At 39.2% G+C, this 18,711-nt stretch carries 16 protein-coding genes; 9 read left to right on the forward strand and 7 right to left on the reverse strand.

Annotation, left to right across the window (positions count from 1 at the left end; genetic code table 11):
• Positions 1-305 precede the first annotated feature (305 nt).
• The 4 genes from A8C56_RS07860 to A8C56_RS07875 form a co-directional block, all read right to left on the reverse strand.
• The gene (locus A8C56_RS07860; RefSeq protein ID WP_067754201.1) at positions 306-2,237 is read right to left on the reverse strand and encodes a cytochrome-c peroxidase; all 1,932 of its coding nucleotides are present in this window, start codon (positions 2,235-2,237) and stop codon (positions 306-308) included.
• 28 nt (positions 2,238-2,265) lie between these two features.
• Entirely contained in the window at positions 2,266-3,612 is a 1,347-nt protein-coding gene (locus A8C56_RS07865; protein ID WP_067761750.1) for an alkaline phosphatase family protein, read from the reverse strand.
• Positions 3,613-3,957: 345 nt separating this feature from the next.
• Positions 3,958-5,619: a hypothetical protein gene (locus A8C56_RS07870; protein ID WP_067754204.1), complete on the reverse strand. Its 1,662-nt coding sequence runs from the start codon at positions 5,617-5,619 to the stop codon at positions 3,958-3,960.
• Positions 5,603-6,196 carry a hypothetical protein gene (locus A8C56_RS07875; RefSeq protein ID WP_067754208.1) on the reverse strand — a complete coding sequence of 198 codons (594 nt, stop codon included), beginning with the start codon at positions 6,194-6,196 and terminating at the stop codon, positions 5,603-5,605. Before A8C56_RS07875 ends, A8C56_RS07870 begins: the two co-directional genes overlap by 17 nt.
• Before the next feature lie 706 nt (positions 6,197-6,902).
• On the opposite strand from A8C56_RS07875, the gene A8C56_RS07880 reads away from it, so the two are divergent.
• A complete protein-coding gene (locus A8C56_RS07880) occupies positions 6,903-7,154 on the forward strand; it encodes a hypothetical protein (protein WP_067754210.1) in 252 nt (83 codons plus the stop codon).
• A 134-nt stretch (positions 7,155-7,288) separates the two neighbouring features.
• Here A8C56_RS07880 and A8C56_RS07885 read toward each other — a convergent pair whose 3' ends face one another.
• Together A8C56_RS07885 and A8C56_RS07890 are read right to left on the reverse strand one after the other, a co-directional pair.
• Positions 7,289-9,199: a BACON domain-containing protein gene (locus tag A8C56_RS07885; RefSeq protein ID WP_067754213.1), complete on the reverse strand. Its 1,911-nt coding sequence runs from the start codon at positions 9,197-9,199 to the stop codon at positions 7,289-7,291.
• A gap of 71 nt (positions 9,200-9,270) precedes the next feature.
• Positions 9,271-10,728, reverse strand: a complete 1,458-nt coding sequence (locus A8C56_RS07890) for an outer membrane protein assembly factor BamB family protein (protein ID WP_067754216.1) — start codon at positions 10,726-10,728, stop codon at positions 9,271-9,273.
• Positions 10,729-11,142: 414 nt separating this feature from the next.
• Between A8C56_RS07890 and A8C56_RS07895 the strand changes: the two genes are divergently transcribed.
• The 3 genes from A8C56_RS07895 to A8C56_RS07905 all read left to right on the forward strand — a co-directional run bounded on the left by A8C56_RS07895 (position 11,143) and on the right by A8C56_RS07905 (position 12,766).
• On the forward strand, positions 11,143-11,688 hold the full coding sequence (locus tag A8C56_RS07895; RefSeq protein WP_067754219.1) for a hypothetical protein: 546 nt from the start codon (positions 11,143-11,145) through the stop codon (positions 11,686-11,688).
• A gap of 286 nt (positions 11,689-11,974) precedes the next feature.
• Positions 11,975-12,223, forward strand: coding sequence for a hypothetical protein (locus tag A8C56_RS07900; RefSeq protein ID WP_067754224.1), 249 nt, complete (start codon positions 11,975-11,977; stop codon positions 12,221-12,223).
• 9 nt (positions 12,224-12,232) lie between these two features.
• Positions 12,233-12,766: a hypothetical protein gene (locus tag A8C56_RS07905; protein ID WP_067754226.1), complete on the forward strand. Its 534-nt coding sequence runs from the start codon at positions 12,233-12,235 to the stop codon at positions 12,764-12,766.
• 41 nt (positions 12,767-12,807) lie between these two features.
• On the opposite strand, the gene A8C56_RS07910 is transcribed toward A8C56_RS07905, so the two are convergent.
• Positions 12,808-14,013, reverse strand: a complete 1,206-nt coding sequence (locus A8C56_RS07910; protein ID WP_067761751.1) for an IS256 family transposase — start codon at positions 14,011-14,013, stop codon at positions 12,808-12,810.
• 369 nt (positions 14,014-14,382) lie between these two features.
• Between A8C56_RS07910 and A8C56_RS07915 the strand changes: the two genes are divergently transcribed.
• From A8C56_RS07915 to A8C56_RS07930, 5 genes are all read left to right on the forward strand, one after another.
• The gene (locus tag A8C56_RS07915) at positions 14,383-15,756 is read left to right on the forward strand and encodes an IS110 family RNA-guided transposase (protein WP_084490097.1); all 1,374 of its coding nucleotides are present in this window, start codon (positions 14,383-14,385) and stop codon (positions 15,754-15,756) included.
• Positions 15,757-16,260: 504 nt separating this feature from the next.
• A complete protein-coding gene (locus A8C56_RS24395; RefSeq protein WP_157097914.1) occupies positions 16,261-16,431 on the forward strand; it encodes a hypothetical protein in 171 nt (56 codons plus the stop codon).
• A 258-nt stretch (positions 16,432-16,689) separates the two neighbouring features.
• Positions 16,690-17,289 (forward strand): helix-turn-helix transcriptional regulator, encoded by a 600-nt coding sequence (locus tag A8C56_RS07920; protein WP_067754228.1) that lies wholly within the window; start codon positions 16,690-16,692, stop codon positions 17,287-17,289.
• A 35-nt stretch (positions 17,290-17,324) separates the two neighbouring features.
• A complete protein-coding gene (locus tag A8C56_RS07925; RefSeq protein WP_157097915.1) occupies positions 17,325-17,738 on the forward strand; it encodes a hypothetical protein in 414 nt (137 codons plus the stop codon).
• 202 nt (positions 17,739-17,940) lie between these two features.
• Complete coding sequence (locus A8C56_RS07930) at positions 17,941-18,426, forward strand: phage holin family protein (protein WP_157097916.1); 486 nt, start codon at positions 17,941-17,943, stop codon at positions 18,424-18,426.
• Positions 18,427-18,711: the final 285 nt, after the last annotated feature.

An 18,711-nucleotide genomic window follows, 5' to 3' on the forward strand; every position in this document is an offset into this window, starting at 1 on the left:
AAGACACTAAGTTTATTACTGCTACACTGCTGTAGCCTGCTTCTTCAAAGTTATTACATGTCATCGCCTCATTGATTTGGGCCACCAATAGTTTACTCGGGATGACGATTAAAAAAAATTTGTCATCCGAATGAACTTAAATGCAATGTTTTTATGGTTGCCTCATCACGACATTGCTTATTGAACGGATTTTAATCTAAAGGTATTAATTCCGGGCTGCCGGATCAACTATTGCATACAAGCCAAAAAACCGGCAATAGCACCGGTCTGATACGTTTTTTCTGTCTATATACAACAGATAAATTTTAATGTTTACTTTCCAAACTCCTGATAAAAGCAATAATCTCCTTTTTTTCTTTTTCAGTGAGCCGAAGCTTTTCATCAGGAAGTGTCTGGTTCGGAAGATTGAGCCCCAGGCCCGCGCCTCCTCCATTATTATAGAATTCCATAACCTGATCCAGGGTCTGATATACGCCATTATGCATATAAGGGGCTGTTTTATCAATATTCCGGACAGTAGGGACCTTAAAGGCATATTTATAGGCATCAACACCAATAATATCATAATAGCCCCTATCCGGATCCGGCGTGGTGTCTGTCAGGGACCTGGGAACACCTAATACTTCCGTTTCGCTTGCAACATACTTGGGTGGAGTGGCTCCGTTAAACAAAGGTATAAAATGGCAGGTGGCACATTTTGCTTTTCCCATAAACAGATTAAATCCTTTCAGTTCCTGTGTTGACAGGGCCTGCTCATTGCCCTGCATATATTCATCAAACCGGCTGTTGAGCCGGGTCAGGCTGCGGATATAGGCAGCAAGGGCATTTGTGACTTCATCTGCACGAATGCTATTTTCAGTCTTTTCAGGAAAAGACTTTGACGGATAAGTACTCGGAGAAAAACTATCCGGTGAATAAGTATTTGCAGAAAAAGTATTTGCCGGAATACCTTCCGGAAACGCTTTGGCGAATAAGGACTGATACGTTTTATCTGCCGAAACATATTTTATGATTGCCTCCATCGAACCATCCATCTCGGCTTTGTTACTGATCACATCCCACACCTGCTCCTCCAGCGTTAACGCCCGCATATCGTAAAAATAATTAGACTGTAAAGCCGCATTGAGCAACGTGGGCACATTCCGCTTTAATAATTTTGCCGGATCATGGATCTCCGTAGGTTTAGCCAGCCCGTCCGTAAATGCTAACTCGGGGCGGTGGCAGGAGGCACAGCTTCTTGTACCGGTACCGGATAGCGCTGCATCATAAAAAAGTTTTTCCCCTAATGCCACTTTAGCGGCTGTAATATGAAATTCAGGGCCTGGTGAAAATGCATCCACATTGAATGCATCCGGATCAAACAGGGTCTTTGCTTCCTGTTTCAGCATCCGGTTGTACCTGATTTTTGGGCCGGGTATATTTTGCTCCAATTGCGCTATACCCGTGCTGATCTTATTGGCAAAACGGGTAATAAATACCGCTCTGTCAAAGGTGGCAAAGTCCGGATGTACATGCAGGTACCTGATGGCTGTATCCAGCTCCTGCAATAAGGGAGTTTGCCGGTTTTTACCGGTATAGTAACTGAGCACCTTCCGCAGGCTTTTTAAAGACGCAGCCGATTCCTCCATACTGTTCAGCGAAAGCGCATTGTCGAACCCGGTAATACCCAACGTAATGATCCTGAAAACCTCCAATTTGGCAGCGTCCAGGATCCGCCAGTCGGCAAGCTGATGATCAGCAAAATAAGCCATCAGGTACTCCGTATTTTTTATTAGGTGGGCCACTTCACGGATCAGTTCCTTTTTACCGGCAGTATCATATTTTGGGTAGATCAGCGGCTCAATCACCTGCAGGCCCATTGGGTCAATGGCCCGGACCAGGGAGGAGTCCTGTAAGTCTGCATTCTCAACTTCCTGAACAGGAGGGCCATTTAACCGCTCCGTCAGCTCCGAATCAAAATATGCGGCAGCCCATTCAAATTCCTTAAACAGCAACCTGGATCTTAGAAAGGCCTGCCGGACCCTTTGTGTGTCTATATTTCCATTACGGATATCTGAAAAAAAGGAGTCCTTTACATAGTCATGAAAGGTTACGATCTGGCTGAAGACCTTTTTCTGAATGCTTAGTTCCCGTTTACGGGATTTCGTTTGCGCTCCATGATCCGTATAAAAGGGAGTAAAGCTTGCAATAAATAGCCCCGTAAACAAAATGGCCACTATCCACATCTTCTTATGCATAACACATCTCCCTGCTGTTCAACAGCAATTATTTAAATATCAGCGCATTCCGGAAGGGGCTTGCATTTTTATCCCTTTCAGCCAGTGGTTTTATTCCCCACCGGTGCTCTATAAACGAAAGAATACTCACTGTTTCATATTGGGTATGATCAACATATCCCTTTTTTGCAAACGGCCCGATAACAATGGCAGGAATACGGCTGCCCGGCCCCCATCTGTCAATAACCGGTGGGGGCACATGATCAAAAAAGCCACCAAATTCATCATAGGTCAGAACAACCAGTGCATCTTTTGCATTGGGCCCTTCCAGCACTGCATTAATCAGGCTCACTGCCAGTTGTTCAGAAGAATACACTGCAGATGCGCCCGGATGCTCATCATTTCCTCCGCCGGGTTTTACAAAGGACACACTGGGCAGCGTACCTTCCTTTGCTGCTTTAATAAAATCATTTTGGTCTTTCATATGTTCCCTGCCAGGTGTTCCTTCCTGGTATTGGGTAAAATACAAAAAGGGCTCATGGTTATAGGCAAAATTATTTTTTCTTCCCGCCACTGCATCGTCCCAGCCTTCAGAATACCAGGCCCAGGATATATTTTTTTCACTCAGCCGGTCGCCGATGGTTGGCATTGTCTGCGAGGGCAATAATCCGGAGGTATCCGATTTTGCAGGGTATGGTTTATTCCGGGAAAGAACATGGTTCACGGCATAGCCGTCAGGAGTAACGATGCCATCTTTTATCATTCTGCCATTATCATCCAGCTTTGCGATCAGTGATTGCGGGGCATCCGGCCAGACAGGCACGGCAGCAGATATCAGAAAAACGTGGTTAAAATAAGAACCGCCAAAAACGCTTTGAAAAAAGTTGTCGCATAAAGTGTATTTTGCGGCAAACGGATACAAAGGAAGCTTTTGAGTAGTGTAATAGCCCATTGCCAGCCCTTTAGACTCATTATATGCCGCAAATTTGTCCATTTTTCCCCCGTTAATCTGTAGCTGGTTGTGAAAAAAACGGTGTGTGACATCAGGCGTTCTTTTATCAGATGTAACATATTGGTCTATGTTAAAAAGTTGATTCGGCAGGTTAGCAGGGAAAGAGTTGTTCCTCGGGATCTCCGGCAGGTACTTATAGGGCGTTCCTTTTTCGTCAACCTGTATAAAGTTTCCTTTCCGGGCGTTTTTAATCCCGTTCGCTCCCTTGAACGCTCCATAGAGGTTGTCAAAACTGCGGTTTTCCATGTAAATAACCACCAGGTGCTTGATCCGGTGGATGCCCTCATCAAACGCTACTTCCTGCCGCTGTGCCTTTTTACCGGTTCCACAACTGCTGGCCACCAGACTAATAAGAAGGATAAAAAAAAGTCGCTGCACAATCATTCTGTATTTTTTAAATTCAATTATAAATAAAACCGTTAACCAGGAGGGGCTTATCAAAACCGGGTTCATTAAAAACGGGTATTCAGGCATTGACAGGCAGTATTGCAATACCCTCTTATTAAGGTTCTTGCTACATCACTTAAATTTCTGAATATTTCATAATCGCTCTTCCAACCGCAGTCTCCGCTATCCGTTACAAACTTACCATATTTTGTTATAAACAACCGTTAGTAATCAATCGAATCAGCGTATCAGTAAAAAATTTTTAATTGAGAAGCATACAGGAGGTAAAGAAAAGGAATCGTATATCCGTATACAGGTACAAAATATTTTAAAGCCCTGTAATTATGACATCAGCCCAGCCGATTTTAATTTTTCAAGCAAAGCATTGAAATCTGTCTGCAATGTGGCTATATCAGTAGCTGTACTATTTGCCTGTGAAGTGGTCCTGTAATCAACCCATGCGGAACCGTTCCAGAATACATGCTTGTCTATAGTTGTATCATAATACAATGCTCCAAACTGTGTACTTGTTAGGGTAGTAGGACGTTGAGCGGTAGTGCCTGTTTTAAGATAATTAACCAGCTCATATTCAGCGGCAATAAACGTAACTGTCGCCGTAGTAGGGCTGGTAATTAAGTTAGTTTGTACATTTATTGTCAAAGCTGTAGTGTCCATGGATTTAATCTTGTAGACAGTACTATCTCCAGCTATAGTGAACTCCGCACCTTCAATAAATTTTGTCATATCACCAGCATTAACAGTAAGTGTTGATGTACCACTTGTACCTGTAACTGTTAGGCCTGAATATTGTAATCCAACGCCTGATTTTGTAATTCTATATAGCTGGTCTGTGCTTGTTATATAATATTTATCCTCTTTTTCCCAGTTAGTAACTATAGTATTAGGTAACCCACTAAAATACCAATAGGCATCGTTAGGCCTTACTCTGCCTTTAAAAGATATTTTATGCATTTTCTTAAATGACAGCCTTTGTACCTGTATTTTTATTGCATTATCAGGATCAATAGTATTATGGCAGAAAAATATATATTTAGCGGTTGGTATGGTTAATATATTTACCTGTTGATAGCTTGTTGCTGCATCCCCACCTGATCTGATTAAACAGTTATTAATGACTGTAAATGTGATTCCAGTGCGTACTATATTATCTATTTGCGATGTAAGTAATCCATCATTATTGGTAATAATATTCATGTTCTCATCGCAAATTCCAAAAAAGATCCTGCCATTTGCATATACACGTATTGAGACCTGTTCATCTAATTTATAAAGATGCATTGGGAAATAGGAACTAAAACTGGTAGTGCTGTTAAATAGCCCTGTATTACTTCTATAATGAAATGAATCCATATTTTTAATAAGATATATAGCGCCTGCTTTTTTTAGATTATTAGCAATGGAGCCGGTATCTAATAGAAAAGCATCGGCAGCGGTATTAATATTCTTACAACCATTGGTGAATGTCAGTGTGTTACTATTAACATCACCAATTGCGAACATAAAATCTACCTGGACATCAGCATAAGAATCGGATGTATTGCATAGGATACCAAGCCTCATAGTGTTATCATGAGCTTCATATCTTATATCTCTAAATCTCCATCCCCGGATTAATGAATTGGAACAGTTAATACATTCAATATGGGAATTATTAGCTAAACTGCCGCCTTCAAACTGGCAACCATAAAATGTCCATGCATTAGAATGATATTTTCCGTCACTTATGGCTTTCACAAAAGACATTATATTGCTGTTCAGTCCTGTTATATCATTGGAAGAATAGCCAAATGATCCACCATATACAAGATTGGCGTTTGGCCAGCCATTATTTACCGAACTTACAACGAAATAATCGATAGCTCCCCACATTTGGTTTAACCAGATATTATTCCATGCAAAGGATTGACTTAATTGCCCATCTGCCTCACAAACGATTAACGTTTTAAATCGTGCAGCTATATTGATTTTAATATTGGACCACATAACAGACCGGAATATTATACCGGTGACTGGTGTCAGTTGAAGCATTTACTGCTGAATTACCAATAACAGAAATGGTAAAATCAGAGTTGCTGTAATTTTCAAAAACGATACAGGGCCGATCTTTTACGCCATTGTAAAAAAGCTGACTGGTGTTGTTAAAACAAATAGACCTGCCACCTACAGGAGGTTTAAAATATATAGTATCGGTAATTACGTATCCGTGCGCACTGCAGGCATTTAATTTTGGTACTGCGTGGGAGTGTATAAATCCGGGCGATGGTATTGTTTGCAAAAACGATGCAGCCGCCTGAAATGCTGTAGTATCATCAGTAACACCATCTCCTTTAGCGCCAAACCAGCTTACTTCAAATGCGCCTGAAATTATTCTTTTCCACCGACCTGTAGCTGTTCCTGTTTTCTGAAATATCGTTCCTCCATTTTCGTTGTCAGTTGATGTGGAATCCCAGTAAAATTCTCCACCACCACCATCTCCTGTAGAATGATATCCTAATACATTTGCGTAATTTTCGGTTGGCAGGGCAGCTGATTTTAAATCAGCTATTGTATTTACTATCATAGGATTATTTTTGTATAGATAAAGATAGATTATTTATAAAGGTCTTTATTGGGTGAAGTATCCTTTCCTGCCTTCCGGAAATTTTCAGTTAAAGTATTAATCAGATTTCCTGTTTTTCTTCCGCCGGGCATATAATATCCTCATTATAGCAGTCAATTTAAGATAGGAAGTACAATTTTAGCATTCAGTAACATCAAAAGGCCATAGAAAATACCAATCGATATAATTCCGTATCCGGTCAGGGACGGAAGTAAGAGAACGTTGTGTAAAAACAATTAATATAATAAGCCCGTCCTGGAAAAGACAGGCTGTTGCTAACCTATGAAAAACACCATTGCTAATTTACAATATTTATTGCGCATCATAAAATATATGTTTTGGCAGAAAAACAAGGCAGGAGTACTGGTCGGTTTATGATTGTTTTAGATCACAATCTTAAATAAATTTACCTTTATGTTTAAAACACAATATCTGTGACTATAGATGATTTGATAAATAATGCATTAAAGGGTAAGGGCGGAGCTCTTGATGCTTCGGGGTTATATGCTTTGGTGGCAATATTTTTACGCAGGAACTGTTTGTACTGAACCTGCAGGATTTTTTTGTTGATAATTTAGGATATTTCCGGGATGGAGAAAAAAGCGAAGTTATTTTAATCGGGGTTTACCAAACAGAAGAGGCCGCACAGGACGCAGCAAACTATGTGATGGAAGATAATAACCTTGGCCCTGAGCTGGTAGTAGCGCCGGAATGGCATATTCTCCTAGGTAACACCACTGAAAACCGGTTATTTGTTTTGCCTTTATCGGAATATTATGTTGGGTATCTTGGCTTTTTCCGGTATAAAGTCAACTCCGGTAATGTGGTATTAAGTATTTTTAATAGTATGGATGCAGCGGAAGAAGCCATTGATATTATCCGGTATAGGGTTAAAGATGAAAAAGGAAATATCCTTTAAGAATGATATAGAATAGGCCATTCACGAAACAATCCACAACATAAAATGGTTAATAATCTTTCCAGGGTGGGCGTAAAACTTTTGTTGATTGTATGCACAACGTGTAGTATGCAATACCAACGAATGAGGGACTGTCATCGCCATTGGCTTTTTCTGATCAAAGAGGGATACTGTTTAATTTTTAATAAGGTATTACCAGACGACTGGGTGGCTTCCTCACGAAACCATTCTCCAGGAAATTGGCTTACCCATGAGTCTCCGTTACCATTTTCGGCCGCTGTAATTATATACTTGCCATCTAATGTATTTGTTATAGAATTAAAAAAGCGATAATAATGATATGCAATGGGCGTTTGGCTATTCGTAAAATCAAGCACTTCAACATACCCGTTCCACGATCTGAATCCAACTATTTTATTTTTTTGACCATAATCAAAATCAAAACGCGCTGCATCAAGCGCATCCAATGTTGCATTTGTGTTTGAGCCCGTTTCAATATTTACAACAGACTGATAGTATACCTGCTGAAAATAAACATTTGCATCTTTCCTGGAAGCTACAGTAATATCACCCTGATTCCATGTGTTTTTACTATATACTTTATTGAAAGCCATTGTTTTAGAATCGAATACAGTGAAGTATTGTAAGCTATAATTTGTGAAAATAATTTTAGACTGATCATAGTTCACATCCATAGTATAGGGATACCATTCCATTTCCTCTGCATTTGTATACCATGTTTTATGCCCATGAGCCGCATCAATAAACCAAAAACGGGAATTACCAACGTCTCCGTTATAGGATAAAGATAAAAGACCAATACCAGACTTTGTAAAAACTAAATTTACAGGATATAATTCCGGGGTTAGTTCTTCGTATTGGTTGTATTTTAACCTTGTTGAATCTAGTTTTATAGGAATAGTTTTATAAGTGAAATCCGGATTCAAAATATATAATGCTGCTACTCCCGAATATCCGATGTAAATCTTATCATTATAAGGGTTAACAGTAATCATTCGGGCATTAGTGAATAATGGATACTCTTTTATTATTTTCAAGCTGCGCATATCAATCTTATAAAGAATATCCGGATTTTCCATTAATAGCCAAAAACTATTATCCTTGTCATTCACAAAATGAGTAACTATATTTCCTTTAAAGTGAAGTTGTTGTAAATAAAAGCCCACATTAATTGTTTCTGCAAAAGTATCTCCAATTGTATTCTTTACAGAGATGCTGAAAGGATATTCTCCCCCTAGTTCGCCACAACTATAGTTAAATGATAATATATTACTGTCAACCACAGGTTGTAATGGTGTGCCACTTATACAGTAATAGTACAGAGACTGAAGATTATTTAAAATAACCGGCTGATTAAACTCAATTTTTATTGAACTGGGGGTTTGGGTCATTACATTGCCTGGTATTCCTATAGTTTTTTTTATACGGATGGGTGGGTATTGAGTAATAACTACTTGCTGCTCATGATCTCCTGCCAATATTTTAATAGTTGAACTCCGGATGGAATCGGACAGGTTTGCCTTTGTCTGAACGTAAAATTCATCATCACCAAATGCTTCCGCTTTTGAAATTTCAATCCAATCAGATGTGTCTTTGGTAATCCATTTGGTATTACTTTGTATTTTTACAATACTGGATAATGAAGAGGATGGAAGCCTTAAAATTGAATCAGAGTTGAGTTTTAAATAAGCCTCACCGGCTTTTAGCACTATCTGCATTTCTTTAAGTTCATCTGCATTTAACTGAATTTTTTCTGTAAAATCAATGAAGCCGGTTTTATTTATCGTTAATGTATAGCCCCCCGCTTCATAAGAGGCCGTATAAATATCGCTTTCGCTAACTTTCGATATTGATCGCGATCCGGTTTTTAACGATATCGTAAATCCTGAAACAGGTTGTTTGTATTGATTAGTAACAGTAACTTTCAGTTTACTATATTGCTTAACTTCAGCTACCTCTCCTTTTTTACAGGAATAAAAAGCAAATAGGATTGTTGGTAAAGTAATATAAAGTAGCAGTTTCATAAGTGATTTTGGTTTAAGTTGATTCTTTGAAAAACTTTTTTTAATAGAATTGTATTCTTATTGTGTATTTCTTAAAATGAGCCTTCAGGATCGGTTTTTATAATAACTATTTGAGGATTATTACCAACAATACCTACAGCGCTGTTTCCTGCCACCATAAAACCACCATCATTTTGCGATAAAATGGCATTTGTTCTTAAAAAAGTAGCAACTTTATTGTAAGATTTCTGCCACAAAAGACTTCCATTTCTATCGAGCTTTGATAAACCCCAATAATCAAATGTCGTTTTAACGTCAATACTGCCTGTTGCCATAAAACCGGAATCCTTCGTTTCACAAATTGAAGTAATAGATAGCTCAGGTACATCTTCACTCCAGATTTCATTGCCATTCGCAGGATTAATTTTAAAAACCCTTCCATCACTATGATCTCTGTATCCCCAGCTGTAACCTGCAAATAGCAGATTTCCATCGCTTGTTGGAATTATTTGCCTGGCAAAATCATATCTTTCATCTCCATACCTCTTATTCCAAATTTCATTGCCATCCCCATTTGTCTTCAAGAGCCAAAAGTCATCTCTTTGGTTAATTTCAATCGTGCCCAGAATAAAAAGAGTATTGTTTTTGTCAATATACAAATCATTGAAGAAGCTGCGATAAGAATATTTGAATACTTTTTCCCAGATAATATTGCCACTTTTATCGAGCATCGTTAATGCCGACTCCTGTGCTATATCAGGATCGGGCGAACCTCTTCCGCCAACCAAATAAATATTACCTTTTGAATCTTCCCGGATCGATTTTATTTCTGACGATGCATCTCCATTATCATAGTTGACTATCGTTTTGTACCAAATGATGCTGCCATTTTGGTCCAGTTTTAATACATGATGACTACCCACTAATAATAACCCGTCTTTAGACGCTGTTATCTTAAAATTCCATGAGTCTCCCAATTGGTAGCCATAGGCTCTTTTCCAAAGTTCTTTCCCTGTAGAATCGACCTTTAAAACAACAAATTGATATCCATCTCCATTAAAGCTTGTAGAACCTGCAATAGCATAATTATTATCTGCCGTTTTTATCATTGAATAAATACTTCCTGCAGGATACGAGGATGGCGGAAAATTATAGCCTTTGATATATTTCAGATAATATTTTGGTGTAGTAACAGAAAGCGTCGCTATTTTTTCATTTTGCTTACTATCTCTTGCTATTACTTTAACACTATATGTGGTTTGTTCTTGAAGACTTGTAAGCTCATATTTTTGACCAGGCACATTTTCTTTAATAAGAAGGGTGTCAATATATACAGAATAAGTAACAGAATCTCCGTCGGGATCTTTTGCTGCGGACCAGGAAATAATTACTTCATTACTTAAAAGTTGTTCGATAGAGATTACAAAATCTTCAGGTGGATGATTGATTTCAGTTTCAGGCGTTTTTTCCTGATTTTGCGGGTCCTTTTTTCTGCAGCTAATAAGCAGGATTATGCAGGTTATGGTTAGTATAAAACAGTTGGTTTTCATACAGTTGATCATTTAAGGAAATGATTTGTTCAGCAAAAATAGTAACAAAAAAGATTGTACAAACACCTTTCACATGAAAAAGAAAAATATTCCTTTTCATAGATTCCTCTATCCTTAAAAGTTTTCTGCCACTTTTGGTGTTTTCTCCTGTAGGTAACCCAATGCGGTATTATATGTATGCTGGATCAGACCATGGCCATTTTCCGGCAAAAGCATCTGATAAAATAAAAACAGCTTTTTATTGTTTTTATGGTTTCCCGTAAAGACAATTTTTTCAGATGTTTATTTTTACGCAAAAAACCTCAAGTAAATTTATTAATCTTTTTATATATTTATTGCACCAAACAAATTTAACGATGCAACCCATAACTGCATATAACCCATTAGTCAATATTTTTATCTTATATAGAAATTATGAATGATAATAAGATTACGGATTTTCTACATAAGCTTCAAAATGATTATATAAATCTTGAGCTTCCTTACAAATTAAATATTCTTTGGTCACACATTCATTGGAGTAGATTTTATTGGAGTCTAAATGAGGAAAAATATGCTATTTTGAACAAAGGCCTGATAAATTGTGCTTTGTTGGAATCATCTATTTTATTTGGACGACTGTTATTAGAATTCATAGGAATAAAGCATAACAAACATGGTTTTGTTACGATGAGCAAAAAATATAAAGATGATATTTTGATTAATGATGTTTTTCCAACAATAAATTTATGTAGTACCGAAGAAGTCTCGCTTTTAAATAATAGAGGTCATATCCTTTATCTGTTAATGATTTCAAGCAAACGTGTTGCTCACAATACTTTTAATGATTTTGGAAAAACCGAAATTGATCGAATTCATAGTGCACAAGAATTAATTCACCAAATTATTGAAAAAATGTTACCTGATATTTCAAGAGAAAATTTATTGAAATATAATGAACTTGCAAATATGACAACTTGATGGATTATTTCATTAATATATTTCGCCAATTATTACTGCATAAGTACAATATAAAAATATAAGCGAAGAAGCAGAGGCAAAAAATCCTATCAATGGATTTTTTTGCAGTAGAAAAAGCTTCTGTGAAATTCCTAATCTTTTATATATTTGTTCACTACAAAATAAATGTACCCATAATTACTTACAACCTGCTAATGAATTGTTTTGTAACATATAGGAAATATGATAGTGCTGTTCAAAAAGTTAAAGTTTTGCAGAAACTAAGCCATTAAATAAAAAATTGTCAATGATGAATCCTTATAAGAAATGTCTTGATAAGTACTTTGAAACAATTACGGATTTCAAACATTCATTAAACCGGTTAAATCAAGTTCTATTAAACGATGTTGCGAAATATACAGAAGTGGACGCAACGTATTTTTTGGGAACAGCTCTCATAATTGGCGATTGGACAGGCCCAACAGATAATGGCTGGAAAACTAATTTTCATACAGGTGTTCGGAAAACAACACTTAAAGAAAATTACACTAATTAAATTGAAAAAGTGCTTTCTATAGAGTTTGGGTTAGCATATTCTCAATGTTATAAGGCGCTTGAAACGTTATTAAAAGATTTAATACATTTAAAAATTGAATCTGATAAAACTTTTAAATGCTTATGGCTTGATGATAAAGAATATTCAAGGGAACATTTGAAAGGGGGTGAGGAAATATTTAAATTAGTTAAAAAGGCTGGTGGAGATAGATTTAAAAAGTACTCAAAGGAAAATGCCCCTAATTTTAGATTTAAAGAAATGTTTAAAGTCTTCTCGGAAGTACGGCACTCTATTATTCACTCAAAAGGCGTTTTCAAAACCTCTAGACTCCCCGGAAATGAATATTACAAGATGCTTTTTGAATTCTTGCTGCCACTAAATAAGTTTGAAGGAGAATTTATTCCGTTAAAATTTGAATATAAAGTTGTCGATCGTATCTTAATGTATCTAGCAGAATTTGGATATCAAATATTTAAAATACTTAGTGAAGAAGATAATTATGAATGGAATTATAAAAAGCTTCAACCAAAATTCGAAATTTGAGAGTGTAAAATAAGTTGTGTAAACAAATGTAGTAACTGTCTTTAGAGCCGGCATCTGTTGTCAAAGATAGTTAAGAACTGATGGAGTATGAACCCCCAATTTTGGATGGGCATACTCCGTTTTTTTTCGATATTGGTAATAGCCATATAAACTGCTTTCAATGCGGCCTGATCATCGGGGAACTGTACTTTTGTTTTTGTATATTTTCGGATGCCCCGGTTCAGGTTTTCGATGGTATTGGTGGTATAAATGATTTTGCGGATTTCCAGCGGAAAGTCAAAATAGCTGGTAAGGCAGTCCCAATTGTTGCGCCAGGACTCAATGGCGTGGCGGTACTTATGCCCCCATTTTTCGGATAATTTTTCCAAAGCAGCTTCTGCCGCATCCCGGTTTACAGCCCCATAAACGTCCTTTAAATCAGCGCAGAAGGGCTTTCTGTCTTTCCATACCACATACTTGCAGGAGTTACGGATCTGGTGTACCACACAGAGCTGGGTTACCGTATCAGGGAATACCCCTTTGATGGCATCTGTAAAACCTTTAAGATTATCAGTGCAGGCGATCAGGATATCTTCCACGCCCCGGGCTTTTAAATCGGTCAGTACGCTCATCCAGAAAGAAGCTGATTCTGTTTCAGCCATCCACATGCCTAAAACTTCTTTCAGTCCATCGTTTTTCAGGCCAATAACCAGGTAAATGCACTTGTTGATATACTTGCCATTCTGCTTTACTTTCAGTACAATACCGTCCATCCAGACCGTATAATACACCACTTCCAGTGGCCGTTGCTGCCATTCTTTGATGTGCTCTATGATACGATTGGTGACATTAGAAATGGTGCCTTCACTAACATCCACACCATATACCTGCTTTACCTGTTCAACGATATCGGAAGTTGTCATTCCCCGGCTATACATGCCGATAATGGACTCTTCAAGCTTATCGCTCATGCGCTGACCTTTGGGGATCAACTGCGGCTCAAACTCGCTGTTACGGTCTCTGGGAATGTTGAGCACCATGTCACCCAGAGACTGGGTTTTTACCTTTTTGGGGTAGGTACCGTTACGGCTATTGCCGGTATTGTTGCCATCTTTGGCATGCTTCTCATAACCGAGGTGGCTATCAAGTTCGGCTTGTAACATCTGCTCTACGCCCTGTTTGTAGAGCTCGCTAAAAAATGATTGGAAATCTTCTTTACTGGTAAATTGCTTGAAGAAATCTTTGGGTAATTTGTTGTCCTGTTCCATAAAACTGTATTTAAAGTTAAAAAATCCGGGCCAAAGCGCCGGCCGCAACCCGGGCAGGTTCGCTTCGTTCGGCTCCGCTACGCTCCGCCTCACTTCGCTTCACCTGCCCGGGGGTTAACTCTCGAATACAGTTACTTAATATTTATTTACACAAAAAAATAGTATAAGCAATCTTTTGTTTCGTGTTATATAACTTAGAGACCGCTTCTTGCAGCTAAGGCCTTCTTAGTTCATTGAACATTAGTTCATCACAAAGTCTGGTTCCGTAGCCAATTATGTTTCAAATTGGGACAATTTATTGAGCCCGCATAGTAGAGTAAATATAGACAGGCGATCGGGCAAGGAGCTTTCATTAAATAAACAAAAATTATGAACAAACAAGACAAAAAGAAAGCAAAGAAAAAATTAACCCCATCTGATATGGTCCGTATGCCAATAGTCAATAGCGATGCAGCAGGCATTGATATATCGGCAACCATTCATGCGGTAGCTGTTCCTATAGATCGGGATGAGGAGAGTGTAAGATTGTTTGGAGGATTTACGGAAGACTTGAAGGCTATTGCCGAGTGGTTAAGACAATGTAGTATCACAAGTGTTGCTATGGAAAGTACAGGCGTTTATTGGAAACCTTTGTATATGATTTTAATAGAGAATGGATTTGAGGTATTACTGGTAAATGCTAAACATGTAAAAAACGTAACGGGTCGCAAAACAGATGAAGAAGACGCTCGCTGGATACAAAAACTACATTCTTGTGGGTTGTTAAAAAGTAGCTTTATACCTGATAATGCTACAGAGCAGCTACGTACGTTGGTTCGACATAGGAAGAGACTTTTAGAAGATAGCAGCAAATATGTGCAGAGAATGCAAAAGGCCCTAGAATTAATGAATATTAAAATACACTGTGTCATTAGCGATTTGATGGGAAAGACCGGTACAGCGATTATAGAAGCCATACTTGCAGGGGAACGAATGCCTAAAAATTTTTTAATTCATGTTGACGGCAGAATAAAGGCTGACTCAGAAAAAATTACCCAATCCCTAACTGGTAACTGGCGAGAAGAACAATTGTTTTTACTGGAAGAAAATTATAGTCTTTATCAGTATATCCAACAACGAATAATATCATGCGAATCAAAAATAGAAAAATATTTTAAAAGCGTTATCACCAACAGTGAGGGCATACACCAGAAACAAATTTCTACTGAACGACAGACTAGGAAAAGCAGACAAAAAAAGAAAAATGATCCCCTATTCGACGTTAGGGGGTATTTATATAGAATACATGGTGTGGATGTGACTGAGATATTTGGAATAAGCGAAACGTCCGCGTTAGAAATACTGGCAGAGACTGGGACCGATTTATCAAAATGGGAAGATGAGAAGAAGTTTGTCAGTTGGCTCAATCTTTGTCCAAATAATAAAATATCTGGGGGAAAATTGATTAGCAGCATGGTAATGAGTAAAAAATCAGGTTATGTAGCACAATCCTTTCGAGCTGCAGCCAATGGTTTACAAAGAAGCGACCATTGGTTAGGAGATTATTTTAGGCGTATGAAGACTAAAGGCGGCAACAAATATGCAATTATAGCAACTGCCAGGAAATTGGCCATCATTTATTATAAAATGGTTCGTTACAAACAAGAGTTTAACCCCATTGATGCGGAAACATACCGTCAAAAATATAAGGCCGTCAAAATCGCTTGGCTAGAAAAGCAATTATCCAGATTAAAGGTAGCTTAAGTGAAAGTTATATAGTAGAACTAAACACTACCCGAAATTTCGAATAGCTTATAAGCTTAATTTTCCCCAAGTTCCTGGTAACGGAATATACCTGAATTCACTGTTTATGAATGTAACACAAGTTTTAGCCTACTGGGGAGCTGGTTTATCAACGATAACTGCTATTATTAACGGATCATTATTTCGATACTGTAGATTCTAATGACGACATAATTGTTGTAACGGGTATTTCATTGGCTTCAATAAAGTACCCTGGTTCAAGCTTACCTGTTTGATGAAGATTTAGTGCTTTTCCTGTTTACCGCATCTCCCTTTTAGTGCTACTTCTGCAATCTTACTTTGCAAGATATACTGGCGGCTGGGTGCGTCTGAACCAATACTGTTTTTACAGAGCAGTAAAAATAAGCATAACCTATTGTCTAAGATTTTTAGGGATTTTATAACACCTGTTTCGTATCAGATTTGACTATTATGGGGAATTTAGAATAGTAAAACTAATATACAATGAATTCACTATTAATTAAGAACACTATGCAGGAATTGAGAACGCTTTCTGCAAGTGAAATCAACAACTTAAAAAACAACGTATACACGGGAATACTTCTTCTTGGCTATTATCAAAAAGGTGATACCCCCTTAGCTATTCAGAAAAACAGCACTGCCGCTCCCGGATAAAACATAACCTGTATCTGCCAGCCTTTATTTTCAGTCAAAACCCGATGCTATGCTACATGTTCAAAAACGCTTCTGCCTGGTACTGTATAGCCCCCATAACGCCGGTACAACTGCTATAACCTGTCTGATGCTTTAACAATACCGGGCAGATGCGGGTAACCTGCGCAAAACACTGTGACAATTTTTTAGTGACAAAAAAAAACGGGCACCTAAAAAATGACACCAACCTATTTTTTCTGCATACCAAAATGTAATCATATGAAGAAGATCAGAAAAGCCCTCAACCTGAGCCAGCAGGAGCTGGCCCTGCTGCTGAATGTATCGCGCAGCACCATTGCCATGTATGAAAAAGGCCTGCGCAGCCTGCCTTCCAAAGCCTCGGAAATATGGTGCCGCGTGCAGCTGCTCTGGCAGCAAAGCCTTATTCGAACAGTGCCGGCAGCTGCCATGGCAAACAGCCATCACCTCCAGCAACAGCAGCAGGCCCTTTCACAGCTGAACGCCCGTGTACAAAGGGCTGCAGCCCGCAGGGTACGGCTTACGCAACAGCTGACCTATATGGAAGAGCAGCACCAGCGCCTGGGTTTTAAGCTCTATGTGCTGCGCCACCTGATGGAGGATGCCCTGCCCGGCAGCCGGCAGTTGCAGTTGCTGAAAAACCGGGAGCTGATGACCCTTATCCGCCTGGCGGGATGCTGCTCCTCCCGCCGGCAGTTGCTGGCCTTTCAACTACAGGTATTAGCTACTGAACAAAAGGCGGCGCTCTCCGGCATTATTACCCTCGGGCAGGAGGGAGCTTTGTTAAAGATTCCGGAAACTGCGGCTCCCGCCTTGCAAACAGGGGGTACGGGGGGCTAAGTTTGGCCTATTGTTTCACTTTTAAAATTTTAATTATGCCAAATTATTCAGTAGACAAGCTCACAACCACATTTGATTGTGATGCCGTATTAACCATTGCTGCCAGCGAGCAAAAAAACCTGGAATGGAAAAAACTGTCCCTGGAACGCCAGGAAGAACAGTATGAAAAAAACGCGGTGGGCATCGCCGCGGAGCTGGTGGGCAAGCAGGCGGAAAAGGCCGCTTTGGACACGGTGATTGACAACCTGCCGGACGGCCCCACCAAAAATGACAACATCATAAAACGCACCAAGGTGGAGTACAGCATTTTCCTGCTGGAAAACCGTAAGGCCAATTATGGTGATGTGGCCCTCCTGGAAAAGGAGCTGGAGCTGCAGCGCGCCGGCAAGGAGCTGGAGGAAATAGCCACCTTCATTGCTGAAGTGGAAGCCCGCAAAGCAGCCATCTGAGCCTGCCTCTTAACCCCTGCTGTCATATGGAGGCAGGGGTTTTTTCCGGAAGAGAAAGGATAGCAGCCGGTGAACGGTGAGCAATAACAAACAGGGAAGATTTTCACCCAACCCCCGGGTGCCCGTGCCGGCCCCAATATTCCCTTTCTTATTCCTTATTTCTAATTTTTTATTTTCTCTTTCTTATTTAAAATTTCATAAAATGAACCACTTTATTCAATACCGGCCCAATGCGCCTTTGCTGGTATGGCTGTTGGTGGTTTTTATACTGGATTTTATTTTCGGCCTTTCCAAAGCCATCTTCAGCAAACTGCCCCGTACCTCCAACAACCTGCGTAAAAGCATTACCAAGTTCCTCCAATACGGAGGCTGTATCATCGTATCCATGGTGATCCTTAATATTGTGTCTGCCTCTAATGAAACATTTGGCCGCTCCTTTGCCTGGTTTTTTGGCGATGTAATGTTATATATCATGATCTATACAGAGGTGGTTTCGGTATTTGAGAACATGGAAGCCATGGCGCCTGGCAGCACTTTTGTAAAAGTTTTTGTTCGGCCGGTGCGGAAGGTAATCACTTTTCAGCTGAAGCAGCTGTTCCGGGAAGACCGGGCGGCCCCGGATGGTACGGGTGGAACCGATAATGAAATAAGCAGCAGCTGTTCTGCCAGGGATCAGTGCCGGAATTAAAGTTTGAGCATTGAGATCTCAGGCAGTCCGGTAGTAAGTTATCAGTGCATTATGACTTCGGTCTCCCGTCTTTCACTTCCCGGCTATTGAACATCTGTCTTCTCCTTTCTTATTCCTTATTTAAAATTTCTTATTTTTTATTCCCTGTTTCCAAAGATCAGTCGCGATAGATCGGATCAGTCTCCGGTCTTTCAACTCCCGACTTCCAGCTCTTTTCTCCCGACTTCCCAACTATTAAACATCCGTCAGGACATCCGCAACAAAACATTGCCCCGTATCATTCCG

This window comes from Niabella ginsenosidivorans, from assembly GCF_001654455.1.
Classification (GTDB): Bacteria; Bacteroidota; Bacteroidia; order Chitinophagales; family Chitinophagaceae; genus Niabella; species Niabella ginsenosidivorans.